The 13,813-nt window shown below is 58.2% G+C and carries 13 protein-coding genes and 1 pseudogene; 5 read left to right on the forward strand and 9 right to left on the reverse strand.

Annotated features, from left to right (window positions below):
* The first annotated feature begins 2 nt into the window (after positions 1-2).
* Positions 3-1,496: pseudogene (gene istA / locus AC1Q6Z_RS29045) on the forward strand (IS21 family transposase).
* On the forward strand, positions 1,493-2,251 hold the full coding sequence (gene istB / locus AC1Q6Z_RS29050) for an IS21-like element helper ATPase IstB (protein WP_492649997.1): 759 nt from the start codon (positions 1,493-1,495) through the stop codon (positions 2,249-2,251). The pseudogene istA and the gene istB overlap by 4 nt, the downstream one beginning before the upstream one ends.
* Before the next feature lie 453 nt (positions 2,252-2,704).
* On the opposite strand, the gene AC1Q6Z_RS29055 is transcribed toward istB, so the two are convergent.
* On the reverse strand, positions 2,705-3,148 hold the full coding sequence (locus AC1Q6Z_RS29055; protein ID WP_492649998.1) for a DUF3597 family protein: 444 nt from the start codon (positions 3,146-3,148) through the stop codon (positions 2,705-2,707).
* Positions 3,149-3,621: 473 nt separating this feature from the next.
* Here AC1Q6Z_RS29055 and AC1Q6Z_RS29060 point away from each other — a divergent pair, with 473 nt between their 5' ends.
* Positions 3,622-3,864 (forward strand): hypothetical protein, encoded by a 243-nt coding sequence (locus AC1Q6Z_RS29060; protein ID WP_492649999.1) that lies wholly within the window; start codon positions 3,622-3,624, stop codon positions 3,862-3,864.
* 93 nt (positions 3,865-3,957) lie between these two features.
* On the opposite strand, the gene AC1Q6Z_RS29065 is transcribed toward AC1Q6Z_RS29060, so the two are convergent.
* The 3 genes from AC1Q6Z_RS29065 to AC1Q6Z_RS29075 all read right to left on the reverse strand — a co-directional run bounded on the left by AC1Q6Z_RS29065 (position 3,958) and on the right by AC1Q6Z_RS29075 (position 6,807).
* Positions 3,958-4,302: a hypothetical protein gene (locus tag AC1Q6Z_RS29065; RefSeq protein WP_492650000.1), complete on the reverse strand. Its 345-nt coding sequence runs from the start codon at positions 4,300-4,302 to the stop codon at positions 3,958-3,960.
* Positions 4,303-5,066: 764 nt separating this feature from the next.
* On the reverse strand, positions 5,067-6,026 hold the full coding sequence (locus AC1Q6Z_RS29070; protein ID WP_492650001.1) for a quinone oxidoreductase family protein: 960 nt from the start codon (positions 6,024-6,026) through the stop codon (positions 5,067-5,069).
* Positions 6,027-6,066: 40 nt separating this feature from the next.
* On the reverse strand, positions 6,067-6,807 hold the full coding sequence (locus tag AC1Q6Z_RS29075) for an alpha/beta fold hydrolase (RefSeq protein ID WP_492650002.1): 741 nt from the start codon (positions 6,805-6,807) through the stop codon (positions 6,067-6,069).
* Positions 6,808-6,901: 94 nt separating this feature from the next.
* On the opposite strand from AC1Q6Z_RS29075, the gene AC1Q6Z_RS29080 reads away from it, so the two are divergent.
* On the forward strand, positions 6,902-7,810 hold the full coding sequence (locus AC1Q6Z_RS29080; RefSeq protein WP_492650003.1) for a LysR family transcriptional regulator: 909 nt from the start codon (positions 6,902-6,904) through the stop codon (positions 7,808-7,810).
* A gap of 29 nt (positions 7,811-7,839) precedes the next feature.
* Here AC1Q6Z_RS29080 and AC1Q6Z_RS29085 read toward each other — a convergent pair whose 3' ends face one another.
* The 4 genes from AC1Q6Z_RS29085 to AC1Q6Z_RS29100 all read right to left on the reverse strand — a co-directional run bounded on the left by AC1Q6Z_RS29085 (position 7,840) and on the right by AC1Q6Z_RS29100 (position 11,696).
* Positions 7,840-8,811 carry a LysR family transcriptional regulator gene (locus tag AC1Q6Z_RS29085; RefSeq protein WP_492650004.1) on the reverse strand — a complete coding sequence of 324 codons (972 nt, stop codon included), beginning with the start codon at positions 8,809-8,811 and terminating at the stop codon, positions 7,840-7,842.
* Positions 8,812-8,984: 173 nt separating this feature from the next.
* The gene (locus AC1Q6Z_RS29090; RefSeq protein WP_492650005.1) at positions 8,985-9,710 is read right to left on the reverse strand and encodes a L,D-transpeptidase; all 726 of its coding nucleotides are present in this window, start codon (positions 9,708-9,710) and stop codon (positions 8,985-8,987) included.
* A 186-nt stretch (positions 9,711-9,896) separates the two neighbouring features.
* A complete protein-coding gene (locus AC1Q6Z_RS29095; protein ID WP_492650006.1) occupies positions 9,897-10,673 on the reverse strand; it encodes an MBL fold metallo-hydrolase in 777 nt (258 codons plus the stop codon).
* Positions 10,674-10,781: 108 nt separating this feature from the next.
* A complete protein-coding gene (locus AC1Q6Z_RS29100) occupies positions 10,782-11,696 on the reverse strand; it encodes an AraC family transcriptional regulator (protein WP_492650007.1) in 915 nt (304 codons plus the stop codon).
* 330 nt (positions 11,697-12,026) lie between these two features.
* Here AC1Q6Z_RS29100 and AC1Q6Z_RS29105 point away from each other — a divergent pair, with 330 nt between their 5' ends.
* Positions 12,027-13,022 carry a homoserine dehydrogenase gene (locus AC1Q6Z_RS29105; RefSeq protein WP_492650008.1) on the forward strand — a complete coding sequence of 332 codons (996 nt, stop codon included), beginning with the start codon at positions 12,027-12,029 and terminating at the stop codon, positions 13,020-13,022.
* Between the two features lie 17 nt (positions 13,023-13,039).
* Here AC1Q6Z_RS29105 and AC1Q6Z_RS29110 read toward each other — a convergent pair whose 3' ends face one another.
* The gene (locus AC1Q6Z_RS29110) at positions 13,040-13,780 is read right to left on the reverse strand and encodes an SDR family NAD(P)-dependent oxidoreductase (RefSeq protein ID WP_492650009.1); all 741 of its coding nucleotides are present in this window, start codon (positions 13,778-13,780) and stop codon (positions 13,040-13,042) included.
* Positions 13,781-13,813: the final 33 nt, after the last annotated feature.

The raw sequence follows: 13,813 nt of genomic DNA on the forward strand, positions 1-13,813 counted from the left end.
CCGTGGAACTTTATCTGAGGGTTCGGCTGGCTGTTTCGGAAGGGATGACGAAGCGCCAGGCAGCAAAGCATTTCAATATATCGCGCGACAGCGTGGCCAAGATGATGGCCTATTCGACGCCGCCGGGCTATCAGCGGCGATCACCGATCCGGCGTCCGAAGCTGGATGCGTTTGTGTCAACGATCGAACATTGGCTTGATGGAGACCTGAAGGTGCCGCGCAAGCATCACCATACGGCCAAGCGGGTGTTCGACCGGCTTCGCGACGAGTGCGGGTTCACGGGCGGCTACACGATCATCAAGGATTACATGCGCGAGCGGGATCAGCGTCGCCAAGAGGTGTTCGTGCCTCTGTCGCATCCACCCGGCCATGCGCAGGCTGACTTCGGCGAGGCGACGGTGGTGATCGGCGACGTCGAGCAGAAGGCGCGCTTCTTCGTCCTCGATCTGCCGCATAGCGACGGCTGCTATGTGCGTGCCTATCCGGCGGCAGTGGCCGAAGCCTGGGTGGATGGTCATGTCCACGCCTTTGCGTTCTTCGGGGCGTGCCGCAGTCGATCGTCTATGACAACGACCGTTGCTTGGTGGCAAAGATCCTGCCCGACGGCACACGCAAGCGGGCAGCGCTGTTCAGCGGCTTCCTGTCCCACTACCTGATCCGGGATCGCTATGGCCGTCCGGGAAAGGGCAACGATAAAGGGAATGTCGAGGGTCTCGTGGGCTATGCCCGTCGCAACTTCATGGTACCGATCCCACAGTTCCCGACATGGGATGCGTTCAACGCCTTTCTGGAAGAGCAGTGCCGCAAACGCCAGCGCGACAAGCTGCGGGGCGAGAGCGAGACGATTGGCGAACGGCTGCAGCGCGATCTTGCGGCCATGCGTCCCTTGCCGGCATCGCCGTTTGATGCCTGCGACCAGGCCAGCGCTGTTGTGACAGCCCAGTCGCTGGTGCGCTACAAAACGAACGACTATTCCGTACCGGTAGCCTACGGCCATCAGGACGTCTGGGTCCGGGGCTATGTCGATCAGGTGGTGATCGGCTGCCGCGGCGAGATCATCGCGCGTCATCCGCGATGCTGGGAACGGGAAGACGTCGTCTTCGATCCCGTCCATTACCTGCCGCTGATCGAGCAAAAGATCAATGCGCTGGATCAGGCAGCGCCACTCCAGGGCTGGGATCTGCCGGACGAGTTCGCGACGCTGCGCCGGCTGATGGAAGGCCGCATGGCAAAACATGGGCGGCGGGAATATGTGCAGGTTCTCCGTCTTCTGGAGAGCTTCGACCTTGCCGACCTGCATGCGGCCGTGAAGCAGGCCATCCAGCTCGGCGCGATCGGCTTCGACGCCGTCAAGCATCTGATCCTGTGCCGGGTCGAGCGCCGGCCGCCGCGGTTGGACCTGGCGATCTATCCCTACCTGCCGAGGGCGACTGTCGAGAAGACGTCGGAAAAGGCGTATGCGCCTCCTGTCATCTGATGCGGGAGAAGCGGCATGAGCAGCGACGCGCCAGAGATCTTGCTTGGCCACTATCTCAAAACCCTCAAGCTGCCGACCTTCCAGCGCGAGCACCAGAAGCTGGCCCGGCTATGCGCCACCGAAGGCGTCGATCATGTCGGCTACCTGTTCCGGCTTGCCGAGCGGGAGATGATCGAACGGGACCGCCGCAAGGTCGAACGTCGGATCAAGGCGGCCAAATTCCCGGTCGTCAAAAGCCTCGACAGCTTCGACTTCGCCGCCATTCCGAAGCTGAACAAGATGCAGGTGCTGGAACTGGCCCGCTGTGAATGGATCGAGCGCCGCGAGAACGTCATTGCGCTCGGCTCCAGTGGAACCGGCAACACGCATGTCGCGCTCGGTCTCGGCCTAGCCGCGTGCCAGAACGACCTGTCCGTCGGCTTCACCACGGCCGCCGCCCTGGTAAGCGAGATGATGGAGGCGCGCGACGAGCGGCGTCTGCTCCGGTTCCAGACGCAGATGGCCGCCTACAAGCTGCTCATCATCGATGAACTGGGCTTCGTGCCGCTGTCGAAGACCTGGGCGGAATTGCTGTTCGAGCTGATCTCCAAGCGTTACGAGCGCGGCGCCACCTTGATCACCAGCAATCTGCCTTTCGACGAATGGACGGAAACACTGGGGTCCGAACGTCTCACCGGCGCGCTGCTCGATCGCATCACCCACCACGTCAACATCCTCGAGATGAACGGCGACAGCTATCGTCTCGCTCAAAGCCGCGCCCGAAAAGCTGGCTGAAGCCCCCTCGAAAATCGCCGCGCCGGCCTGAGACCCCCGCTCGGGCTACGCCCTTCCGGCCGTCTCAGGCCGTGTGCCGACTGTGCGATGTTGGGATATAGAAAGGCGAGAGCGGACATCAAGGGGACGGGTATCCTGCCGGGCGGTGGTGTTGCGCTATTGCGCGCCGTCAAGGCACTCGACAATCTCGCAACCGCCAACCAGTACCAGAAGGTCGGTATCGAGATTGTCCGGTGCGCCAGATCGCCGAGAAGCCCGAGAAGGGCGCCGCCCCCGCCCTGCCTGCCGGCGCTGGGAAGGATTTCTGATTGATCATACGGGCTCGCCTCACCGCCAGAGGCGAGCCTTTCTAGAGGAAAACTATGAGCTTGCCGTCGAGAGAAGATGCGCGCCTCTCCGTGTCCGCAATAAGCGTTCATATTTTTGCCAGCCAGCGTCGCTCCGTCTCAGCCTCTATTCGAGGAGGTTGGAGGGAACCTTGCCTGCGTTCTCTGCAATGGCTTTCAACAGCGCGCTGTGTAGCCACTCGTCCATAGTAGCCTTGTCGTCCGTGTTGCCGGCATATCCAAGCTTGACCGCAAACCTCTCGTGCTCGGCAAGCCCGGTATCAAGGTTTAGGAGCGTGAGCAGATCTGAGAGGGATTCTCGCCAATCGAGCTTCTCGCCGTGTCTTTCCTCCAACTCGTCGAGAACGCCCGCAACGTCCACCGGGCCGTTGGGACCAACATTCGCGGGCTCGGCGTTTGCACCCCCGAGTGCGGCGGCGACTTCGCTTTCAAGGTTTTTCACGGGCGGGATAGAGGATGTTGTGGGGTCGGCGGCTTTGGTTCTAACCGCGTCATCTGAAGATGCTTCAGACGTCGGCATGAGTGAGTTGTCGTTTTCTGGCTTTATCATGGATGCTCTCCGCTTTGGAGGAGAATGCCATGGCATCGCGGCCGGTTCCTTCGTCCCGCTAGACTAGCATGCGCTTGTTTGGCTCAAGGACCGGCAAGGGGAATGTTTAGCGGGATTTCGATGTTCAGGGGCTTCTGGTTGTGAAAAGCTGGCCAGTGAGTCCGTATACCCGAATGTTTGGCGGCTAAGTAGACAAGATTCATGCCGCCGCAGCCGCTTCCTTTACCCTGGGCGCCTCAACCCTGTATGGGCGCGCAGACGTTTGGTCAGCTTCACATACCTTTTTTGGACGGCTATCGGTTTTGATCGATGGCCACGCTGTGAGTAGCAAAATACCCGGTCGTCATGCCGAATTGCTAATAGCTTGGCCATGAAACTGGAGAGATGAAAACAAGCGTTAACTAATGAGCCGGGGATTTTGGAACTAGGAGTTCGGCTGCGAATTTAGTGCCTGTCCGATCTAGGAGGGTACGATGCGGGGATGGTTCAGAGCGAAATATATCGAGCGCAGTGAACACCAGCGAGTTGTGGCGCAGTACGCAAGGCTGGTTGGAGAACTGCGCGAAAATCTCGAACTCCTGCAAACCCGGACGTACGAACTTCAATACATTCTTTCTCAGCGAAATAGTCACAAACGTGGGCCGGTGGTTGAGCAGCCTTCGGTAACTCAGGAAGAAAATGTCGTTCGCGTCGATTTCCACAAGAGCGGACGTTAGGCGGCGACCGACACAGCCGGCCGAACAGTCTACAACGCAAACGGCAGGTCATTCTTTGTGACCTGCCGAGAACACCGTCACGCGCTGAAGTGATTAAAAGTTGATTTCCAGGCCGTCTTCGCAGAAATCGAACTTAGCCGGTTCCGACTCGGACCCGTCAGCATAGCTTGCCTTAACCCACTGAGCGCAGTTTTCGCTATTTGTGCTTTGGTCCCAAACCAGGTTCGCAGTTGCGCCGGACTTAATGCCGCTACCGATGTCAAAGTAGCCCCAATCCTTTTTGTTCTCAGAGACCAATACTTCGGTAATGGCGGTATTGGTCGTGTTGGTTGCTGTAAAGGAAAACTCTGCGGCGTAAGCCGACGTGCTGATAGCACCGCTTACTGCGGCACTGAAAGCGATAGCAACAAAACCCAGGCGTGCGTTATTCAATTTCATGTTCAGGTCCTAGATTAAATGTGAGTTCGACGTGGATGATGTTGCATTTCTCGCGTTACAAGTCGATGGACATAACTGGTTTTGATGCGTCTAAGCTTTGGTAATGTTAACGACGCAGATTTGAGCCGTTGCGCAGGAGCAGTCCAGTGGAGACGTTTTTCAGATGCGGAAGACCGTGACGAGGCCAAGCAAGAGGCGGTCACAGGTAGGCCCATCGACAGAATCGTCGCGATAATCGGAAAGCTGCTCAATATCATCCCCTATTGCCGGCGTTTACGTTTTGCCGGATGACGAGCGGGAACGGGTGTTCTTGTCGGTGAGGTCGACCAGCGCGCCCGTGATGCCAAGTCGGCCTACTTCGGCGCGCTTGAGGCGGGGACGACGCGATGACAAGTGCCATTCTCCTCCAACTCGGCGCATCGTTCGCCGCGCTCATGGCCGGTTACCGCGCGGCGCAGTCTCAACTCTCGGCACTCCAGCACGACATTGTCAAAGTGCCGCGGAGTTCGCCGGAGCGAACCTCCTGTTCACTTCCGGCCATTCAGATGCCGAAAACAGGGTGACGGCCATTCCCAGTGACAATAAAATCGATTCCCGCAATATTCCGGTTCCCCATCTCAGCTCCATGTGCGGCTTGGCTACTACAGCTGCATCTCGAGGCGATACCAAGCGTCTCTCGGGACACCTGTTGAAATCTACGCCCGTTTACGGCACCACCAAGGCCGCATGGATCCCAATCCTCTGGTAGGTGTTCCGAATCCGGATCACGGCCTCATGATAATGCGGCCCAGCGGCTTTGCCGTTTCGGCAAAATCATGCGCAGCGGCGGCCTCCGATAGCGAAAAGGTCCGATCGATTACGACCTGAATACGCCCTGCGTCGAGCGCCACAAACAGTTCGTCTACCATCGAGTGAACATCGGGCCTTTCGAAAAGAGGCCCCATGAACACTCCAAGGAGTGTCTGGTTGGATTGCATCGGGGACCACAGATCGACTGAAAGGCTGCCCCCGCCCGCGTTTCCGACGAACACAACACGACCCTCCACCGCGAGGGCAGAAATGGATGTCGGCAGCGTCGTCCCCACCGGATCGAGAGCGAGATCGACACCCATACCGTCGGTGATCTGGCGGACAGTATCGGCAACGTCATGCGACACTCGATCGACAACATGATCGGCCCCGAGCGAGCGCAACCGGCTTGCGCGCGTTTCTCCGCTTGCAACGGCAATCACCCTTGCGCCGGCCTGGGCTGCAAGCTGGACGGCGGCAAGGCCAACGCCGCCGGCGGCCGCCTGGATGAGGACGGTTTCGCCGCGTTGGAGCCCGCCTCTGGTAAAGAGGCAATGGCTCGCGGTGCCAAAAGAAATCGGCAACACCGCTGCATCAACCGCATCCACGTCATCCGGCATCCGCCAAGTGCGCGCGGCACGGACCGCCCAGAGTTCAGCATGAGAGCCCTGCATGTCGAAGGCAGCAACCCTGTCGCCGACTTTGCGTTCCTTCGCCTCTGCCCCAACCGCGACGATCACGCCTGAAGCGGCGTAACCAACGACCCAGGGTGCTCGCGGCGGCGGCTTCAAGCGCCGGTTGATCAGATCACCGCCCTCGATGGAGATCGCTTCGACGGAAATCAGCACCTCGTCAAGGGCCAACGCCGGATCGGCAATATCGATGTACTTGAGAACACTAGGAGCGCCAGGGGTATCGTAGACCGCTGCCTTCATGATTTTTCTGCCTTTGCAATGTGGCTGCGCGACCTCGGGTCTATTTTACCGCCTCGATCGCCTGCACGATCACCGCGGCGGTCTCTTCCGGATGAGATATGTAGACCATGTGACTGGATGTGATGTCCGTCGTTTGGGCGCCAGAGCGTTGATACATCCAGCGGGCAAGATCAGGCGGAATGACCCTGTCTTGCGTCGCCACGATCGCAAAACTCGGCTTGTCCCGCCAAGCCGCATGGCCGAACTTCATCTCGAAGGTGGCGACCGGCATCGGTGTCGACGAAGCAGACATAAAGTCCGTCAGGCTTGGTGGCAGGTCCGCCGCGATCGTATCATGGTAGGACGTAGGATCGGGAACGAACCTGTCATTGCCCATCATCTTCATGTCGATCTTCATCGGATAGCGCTTCGACAGCTCCGAAAGCCTTTCGCCCCCATCCGGCTGCAGCGCCGCGACATAAACCAGTGCCTTCACGTTTGTTTCGGATCCTGCCTCGGTGATCACGGCTCCGCCGTAGCTATGGCCGACAAGCACGGTCGAGCCCTGTTGTTGCCGGAGCACAAGGCGGGTGGCGTCGATGTCATCGGCAAGGCTGGTATGCGGCAACTGGACGACGCTCACCGTCAAACCTCGAGCCCGCAAGATATCGTAAACCGCTCTCCATCCCGAACCGTCCATGGTCGCGCCGTGAACAAGCACGACATTGGTTGCATCGGCCATTGCCGGACCAACAAGGGAACCGGACAGCATGGCGGCCAGGATTGTTTTTGCGATTGTCATTGAGGAGCCTCCTTAAAGCCACTCGACCATAAACCAGTGCGCAGCTCTCGATTAGATGCTACGGATCGTTAGCGCTTATAGAGAGGATCGATAAATGGATCGCTTCGTCCTGCGTGACCTTGCGGTGTTCGAGGCGGTTGCGCGCCATTGCAGCTTTACCGATGCGGCAGCTGAACTTGGCGTCAAGCAGTCCTCTCTGAGCTACGCGATCGTCCAACTCGAGCAGAAAATCGGGGTCGCCCTGCTAGCCCGCACCACGCGCAGCGTCGCCCCAACCGATGCAGGCCGGCGGCTGCTCGAAACGCTCGGCCCTGCATTGCGGGATATCGGCGAGGAATTGCTGAAACTGCAAGACATGCGCGCATCTGTAACGGGGACGGTCCGTCTGACGATGATACCCGTCGCTTTTGAAACCATAGTTCGGCCAAAGCTTAGGAGTTTCTACGAACGTTATCCGGATGTGTCCGTCGAAATTTCCACCAACGAGGGATTGAACGACATCGTTGCGCAGGGCTTCGATGGCGGCATCCGCTTTGGCACCCTGATCGAAAAGGATATGGTGGCACTTCCGCTGACAACATCGAGCCGCGTCGTGATTGCCGGATCGCCTGCATATTTTTCTGAGCGTCCGATCCCCATGAGCCCTGACGACCTGGCCGGTCATCGATGCATTTCCTACCGATTTTTGACATCGACGAGGCTGTATCGCTGGCCTCTCGCGAGGGGCAAAAGCAAGATCGAATATAAAACCGATGGTACGCTCGTGTTTGACGATGGCGACGCTATCCGCGCAGCCGTCATTGATGGTTTGGGACTTGGCTTTCTCTTTCGATCACAGGTCGCAGCTGATCTGGACGCTGGCCGCATTCAAGAGGTACTCGCGGACTGGGTCACTGATCTTCCAGGTTTCAGCCTCTATTATCCCAGCCGTCGCAGAACCTCTTCCGCATTTCGAGCACTGATTGACCATCTTCGTGAGAGTAAAACCCGCGACGACGTGTAGAGGTCAAATGCCCCACCGATCTGGCGCTATTATCCCGCTACGGGCGCTAGTGTCTGGACAAGTTCCGCATCCGCCAGGTTCTCCGGTGAAGGCCTGTCGAAAATACCGTCTATCGATCGTAGTTCCGCCACCGTAAATTCGCTGAATGCCCGAACGACGAGGCTCATGAACCGAAGGGACGGGTAGGCAAGAAATGCCTCCGTGGGCTTGACCACGTATTCCGGCAGGAGGCGCACAAGAAGCCCTTCAGCAAGCTCCTCGTTTACCATGAGTTGCTGCACCGCTCCTGCTGCGTGTCCTTCCATCAGCGTCGATGCGATGATGGCAGCGCTGTTCGTACGGATGATCGGACGGATTGGAACCTCGACTGTTCCTCCGTCGCGGTGGAAAAGCATCAGCGTATCTTGCAACGTCAATGATCTGGAACTGGCAACCATGCTTACCTGCGAGAGCCGTTCGATTGTCTCGATAGGTCCATGCCGAGCGAGGAAGCTCGGAGCAGCGACAATAATCCGGCGGATTGATCCAAGCCGCCTGATGATGAGTTCCTGATTGACGGGCCGACCATATTTTATGGCCACATCGAAATTCTCGTAAATGAGATCGGCGTCTCTGTTTTCGAGAATAACGTCTGCTGTCACCGCCGGATACCAACGCTGGAATGCCATCACGATGCCATGCAGGTGCTTCGTGCCGATACAGGACGGCGCATGGATCCGCAGGTGGCCTTCCACCTTTCCCATATCCTGTCTGACGCCTTCAATCGCTGCATCTATTGTGAGCAGCGCTTCACGGCTTGCATCATAAAGCGCCTGCCCCTGCGACGTCGGCCTTACGATGCGCGATGAACGTTCCAGTAATCGTGCACCGACATGCCGTTCGAGATTTCGGAGGTGTTTGGTGACGCCCGGCTGCGACAGCTTGAGATCACGCGCCGCGGCGGTCACCGATCCACGCTCCACCGTGCGCACAAAAGCCTTCAGGGCTGCCGCAATATCCACGATACACCTCCCGCGATTAACATTGCAAACGGTTTGCCCTCCGATCAAGGTGCACTCGTTCGTAGTGCAAGGATAAACACCAATATGGCTTTTTAATCCGGCACTGCTCGGCGCTCCACCCTTCCGCGGACACCTCGCCGCGAAAGGAGGCAGAGTCGAAATGCTGCGGGGTCTCAGCTGAAGGTCGGCGCCTGATGCACGACGATGCGCGCGTGATAAGGGATACGCTGGTAGAGATCGACGATATCGTGATTGGTCAGGCGCACGCATCCCGATGACACGCTCTCGCCAATCGATTGCCATTCCGGGCTGCCATGCAAACGATAGAGCGTGTCGTTGCCGTTCTGGAAAATATAGAGCGCACGTGCGCCAAGCGGGTTCGTAACTCCGGGATCCATGCCGCCGTTGGCGACAGAATATCGATCCAGTTCCGGCTGACGCGCAATCATCTCTGATGGCGGCTTCCAACGCGGCCAATGCTGCCTCCAGTGGATGATACCCTCTCCCTGCCAGGAAAATCCCTGACGACCGATACCAACCCCGTAGCGCATGGCAGTCCCGCCCTCTTCGACCAGATAGAGAAAACGGTTGGGGGTATCGACCACGACCGTCCCGGCTTTCTCACCCGTCGGATCTGCCACCTGCTGTCGATAGTATCTCGGATCCATCTGCCGATAGGGAATGGCCGGCACGATATGCCCGCCGTCTTCGAATGCCGCATAACGCGCCTCAAGCTCCGCGTCGGGCGTTCCAAGATTCGGGAAAGGTTCGAGCTGCGTCGCCGTTACCGGTTGCGCCACGGGCACATTGCTTGTCGCGCATCCGGACATGGCAGCCGTTGCTGATAATGAGCCGATCAAAAAAGCGCGGCGCGATAATGTCATGGTGTCTGGCTGCATCTGCAAATATTCGCTGCTGGTTGAAAAGCGCCGGAGCGGAACTGGTTTCTGGAGAGAAACAACACAACCGAGCAAACGACGCTATAGCTTATGGGGTAATCGCCGGCATAACCGTTGGTTATGCAAATAGCCATCGAGCGACGACGGAGCAACCGAGACAGTCCTCGTTTATGAGGACATTGCTCCTTACGAACCGATGTCGCGAGCGATGATCGTCGTAGCGCTTGGCTTAAGCTTCATCTTCTCGACGAACTCGTCGCGAGTGCGAACGCTGTTATACTGATAGATATAGGTGACCTCGGGCTTGAACGACGAGACGGCGTCTATGGCGTCATCGACACCCAGCGCATAAGGCGGGTAAAGCGGCAGAAAGGCGATATAGATGTCTTTCAGCTCCCGCATTTCGAGCGTGGCATCGGATGACCCGGCGATGTAGATGCGTCTCCCATCAACTTTGACGACATAGCCGTTGCCGCGATCCTTGGGATGCCATTGTGCAGATTGTCCCGTCAGCCCATAGGCCGGGATTGCCTCGATCGTCATCGAACCCAATTCGGATAGCTTGCCGTTTCCAAGCGGTACAGCCTTGCGTCTCAAACCTGGGGAAAGCTGATCCATCACGAAGAGCGGCACGACGAGCCGGGTCCCGGGCCCTGCAAGCTCTTCGAGCGTATCTTTATCATAGTGTTCGTGATGCTCATGGGAGATCAGGATTATATCCGGCACCGGATGAGCTGCATAGCGGGCTTTGCCCCCGGTCGGGTCGGTGTAGATAACGCCGCCTGGGGTCTCGATCACCACGCTCATCTGCCTGACCTGACTGACGACGATCTCTCCGCGGTCCGATTCGAAGCTGTCTTTTTGTGGCCCATCCAACTGGGCGACCGCATCGGAGACACCTGCACCGAAAAGCAGAAGAGCCAGGTAGATCCGGCTTGGGCGAAATCTTGGTCGAGTGCGCATCTGGTGTTGATCCTTGTGGTTTCGATCTATCGGTACGACGCAGGTAGCTCTCCACGCCCACCGTTCGATGGGTCGGATGTAAAGGGCTCTTATCAATGAAATGCAGGGCTAATGCTGAGTGGAATGGCCCAGTTCGCGCTTGAGGGTGGCGCGCAAAGTCGCTGCGTCGTTGCTTGGGGTCAGGTTGAACAGGCGGCGATAATCGCGATTGAATTGCGAGATGCTCTCATAGCCTACGTCATAGGCGACAGCCGAGATGGTGCTGGCGCCGGACAGATTGCGTCGGGCTTCCTGCAGGCGAACACGCTTCTGGAACTGGACCGGGGACATGGATGTCACTGCCTTAAAGTGCCTGTGAAAGCTTGGAATGCTCATGTTCGCCTGCGCGGCAAGATCGGCGATGCTCAGTGTCTCGGAGATGTTCTCCCTGATCCACGCCGTCGTCCGACCGATGCGTGCAGCGTGGCCGTTGGCAAAGGCGAGCTGGCTCAGAAGAGGCCCATGTTCGGTGTGCAGCAGGCGCCATACGATCTCTCGTCTGATCAATGGCGCCATAACGGGAATATCCCGTGGCCTCTCGATCAACGAGACAAGCCGAATCAGAGGATCGAAAAGCTCGGGATCAAGACGGTATTTGCCGGCGACCAGATTATCCGGTGCCTTGGGGCGGTAACCGGATTGTTCCCGCAAAAGGTCCGCGACGACCCCAGGATCGATGTCGAGATGAATGGCGAGATAGGGAGCGGAAGGATGCGCTTCGGTGACCTGGGACGTCACGGGAACGTCTGCCGCACAGAGCAGGGATTCGCCGGCTGCGTAATGAAACGGGGTTTCCCCCACCATCAATTCCTTGACGCCCCGCCCGACCAGACCAAACGATGGCTGATAGATCGAATGCCCTACCTCGGTAGGTGAATCCGTTCGTCCTACCTTCAAGCCTGGAACAGGCGTGATGTAATCATACCTGGCGTGATGCTCGATGACCTCAAGCAGGTCGGAAAAAGTCGGCTTCAGCATCGGCATCAGATCTCCTCAAACTTACCTGATCCGAAATGACAGATCACGCAATCACCTCTCATGGCATGGCAGACAGCATCAGGGTCGCCTGCTCCGGAGCCTCAATACGAATACATTTCACCCGATCCGCGGTCCTATCGCTATGCAAATTCTATCAAGATCACATACGAAGTTATCAAACCGCATTTAAGAGGTGTCGGTGAAAACGAACCTGTGCAACCAAGAGGGTCGCATCAAACCGGAGATCCGCTTCACAGGGATGGTGGCACCTTCGAGATGAAGGGTCCGATCGACCTCGAGACGTTTCTACCAAGTAACTATCAGGAGATCAGTACGGTGAAACATATCCATGTCGCGATCGCCGGTTTCGGGGGCGTCGGCCGCGCTGTTGCCGGTCTTCTCCTCGCCAGACGAGATCGCTATCGCAGCCTTTATGACGTCGATGTCCGTCTTGCTGCGGTCTGCGGTTCTAGGGCTGGCCTTTCCAGCACTGACGGATTGGAACTCCAGGATTTCGACCGGCTGATCGAAGGTCGATCAGGGCCTGATTTCCTGATGGCTGCCAGACCGGACGTGCTTATCGAAGCCGGTCCTTCCAATTTCAGGACCGGCAGCCCGGGCCATGGCTATATCGGATCCGCGCTCGATGCGGGCATCCATGCGATCGTGATCTCCAAGGGAGCACTCGTCTTTGACGGCAAGGGGCTACAGGATCGAGCCAGAAAAACCGGCGCGTTTCTCAAGGTCAGCGGGGCAACGGCGGCCGCGCTGCCGACAATCGATCTGCTCGACTATAATCTGAAGGGTTGCGAGTTCATCCGTATCGAAGGCATATTGAACGCCACCACCAACTTCCTTCTGAGCGCCATGATGGACGACGGCATGAGTTTCGTCGATGCTCTGGCGAAGGCCCAGCAAGGCGGCTTCGCAGAAAGCGATCCCCGCAACGACACGGAAGGTTGGGACACCGCAGCTAAGCTGCTGATCCTGGCAAATTTCGGGTTGGATGCAGGCCTGACCATGGACAACATCGCTGTCGATGGCATTCAGAACGTGACGGACGCGCAGGTCAAAGCGTGGAAGGGCGCCAAGTTGGTGCCGAAACTAATCGGGTCCATTGTCCGCAACGACGGCATCTCCAGCGCGATGGTCGGTGTAAAAGCGCTGCCGGCATCCGATATTTTTTCGCAGGTCGCGGGCAAGAGCAAGGCGATCCGGATCAGCACCGACACGATGGGCGAGATCGTTGCCATCGGCTCCGGTGCGGAGCCGATGGCAACCGCTTCTGCTGCGCTGAAGGATTTCGAACACATTCTGTTGGCTGCGCGCTGAAGCAGTTCTGGAGCGGCTTAGGCGTTTGCGCCTCCGTCTGCTGCGATCACCGCACCGTTGACCATGCTCGCGGCCGGACTTGCGATAAACGCGACAACGTCTGCGATTTCACGTGGCTCGGCAAAACGGCCTATCGACGTGAGGCTTCGCTGGAAATCGGCACCCTCGCCGTTGGCCGGGTTGGCCTCGGTGTCGGTCGATCCGGGCGAGACGAGATTCACGGTGATACCCTTTGGCCCAAGTTCGCGCGACAGGCCACGCGTAAACGACAGCAGCGCCGATTTCGACATTGCGTAGGCCGTCACACCCGGAAAAGGAACGCGATCTCCAAGACCCGATCCGATCGAGATGATGCGACCGCCTTGGGGCAGATGCGGTATCGCCGCCTTCGCAAAGGCGACCGGGCCGCGCACGTTGACGTCCATCATCGCCTGGAATTTCTCGAGATCGAGATCGGCCAATGGTCCGGCGACTCCAATGGCCGCACTATTGACGAGAATGTCGAGGCCGCCGAGTTTTTCGACAGTTTCGCTAACGGCCCGCTTGACGGCGTCCAGATCGGCGCTGTCTGCCTTGACGGCCAATCCGCGGCGGCCCAGCTTTTCGATCTCTGACACAACGCCATTCGCACGCTCGGGCGAATTCTGATAAGTAATCGCAACGTCCGCGCCATTTTCTGCCAAAACCAATGCGATTGCGGCGCCGATACCTCGAGACCCGCCGGTTACCAGCGCACGCTTGTTCTTGAGATCAATCATAGTTCATCCTTTTTTTCTGTCTGTCTTTGGAAG

This window comes from Shinella sp. GW835-FHT14H05, assembly GCF_058793575.1.

Coding starts and splice junctions, on each gene's coding strand:
- istB (WP_492649997.1), top strand. CDS start 1,493: ATGAGCAGCGACGCGCCAGAGATCTTGCTTGGCCACTATCTCAAAACC.
- AC1Q6Z_RS29055 (WP_492649998.1), bottom strand. CDS start 3,148: ATGATAAAGCCAGAAAACGACAACTCACTCATGCCGACGTCTGAAGCA.
- AC1Q6Z_RS29070 (WP_492650001.1), bottom strand. CDS start 6,026: ATGAAGGCAGCGGTCTACGATACCCCTGGCGCTCCTAGTGTTCTCAAG.
- AC1Q6Z_RS29100 (WP_492650007.1), bottom strand. CDS start 11,696: ATGCCGATGCTGAAGCCGACTTTTTCCGACCTGCTTGAGGTCATCGAG.
- AC1Q6Z_RS29080 (WP_492650003.1), top strand. CDS start 6,902: ATGGATCGCTTCGTCCTGCGTGACCTTGCGGTGTTCGAGGCGGTTGCG.
- AC1Q6Z_RS29065 (WP_492650000.1), bottom strand. CDS start 4,302: ATGAAATTGAATAACGCACGCCTGGGTTTTGTTGCTATCGCTTTCAGT.
- AC1Q6Z_RS29110 (WP_492650009.1), bottom strand. CDS start 13,780: ATGATTGATCTCAAGAACAAGCGTGCGCTGGTAACCGGCGGGTCTCGA.
- AC1Q6Z_RS29060 (WP_492649999.1), top strand. CDS start 3,622: ATGCGGGGATGGTTCAGAGCGAAATATATCGAGCGCAGTGAACACCAG.
- AC1Q6Z_RS29095 (WP_492650006.1), bottom strand. CDS start 10,673: ATGCGCACTCGACCAAGATTTCGCCCAAGCCGGATCTACCTGGCTCTT.
- AC1Q6Z_RS29075 (WP_492650002.1), bottom strand. CDS start 6,807: ATGACAATCGCAAAAACAATCCTGGCCGCCATGCTGTCCGGTTCCCTT.
- AC1Q6Z_RS29090 (WP_492650005.1), bottom strand. CDS start 9,710: ATGCAGCCAGACACCATGACATTATCGCGCCGCGCTTTTTTGATCGGC.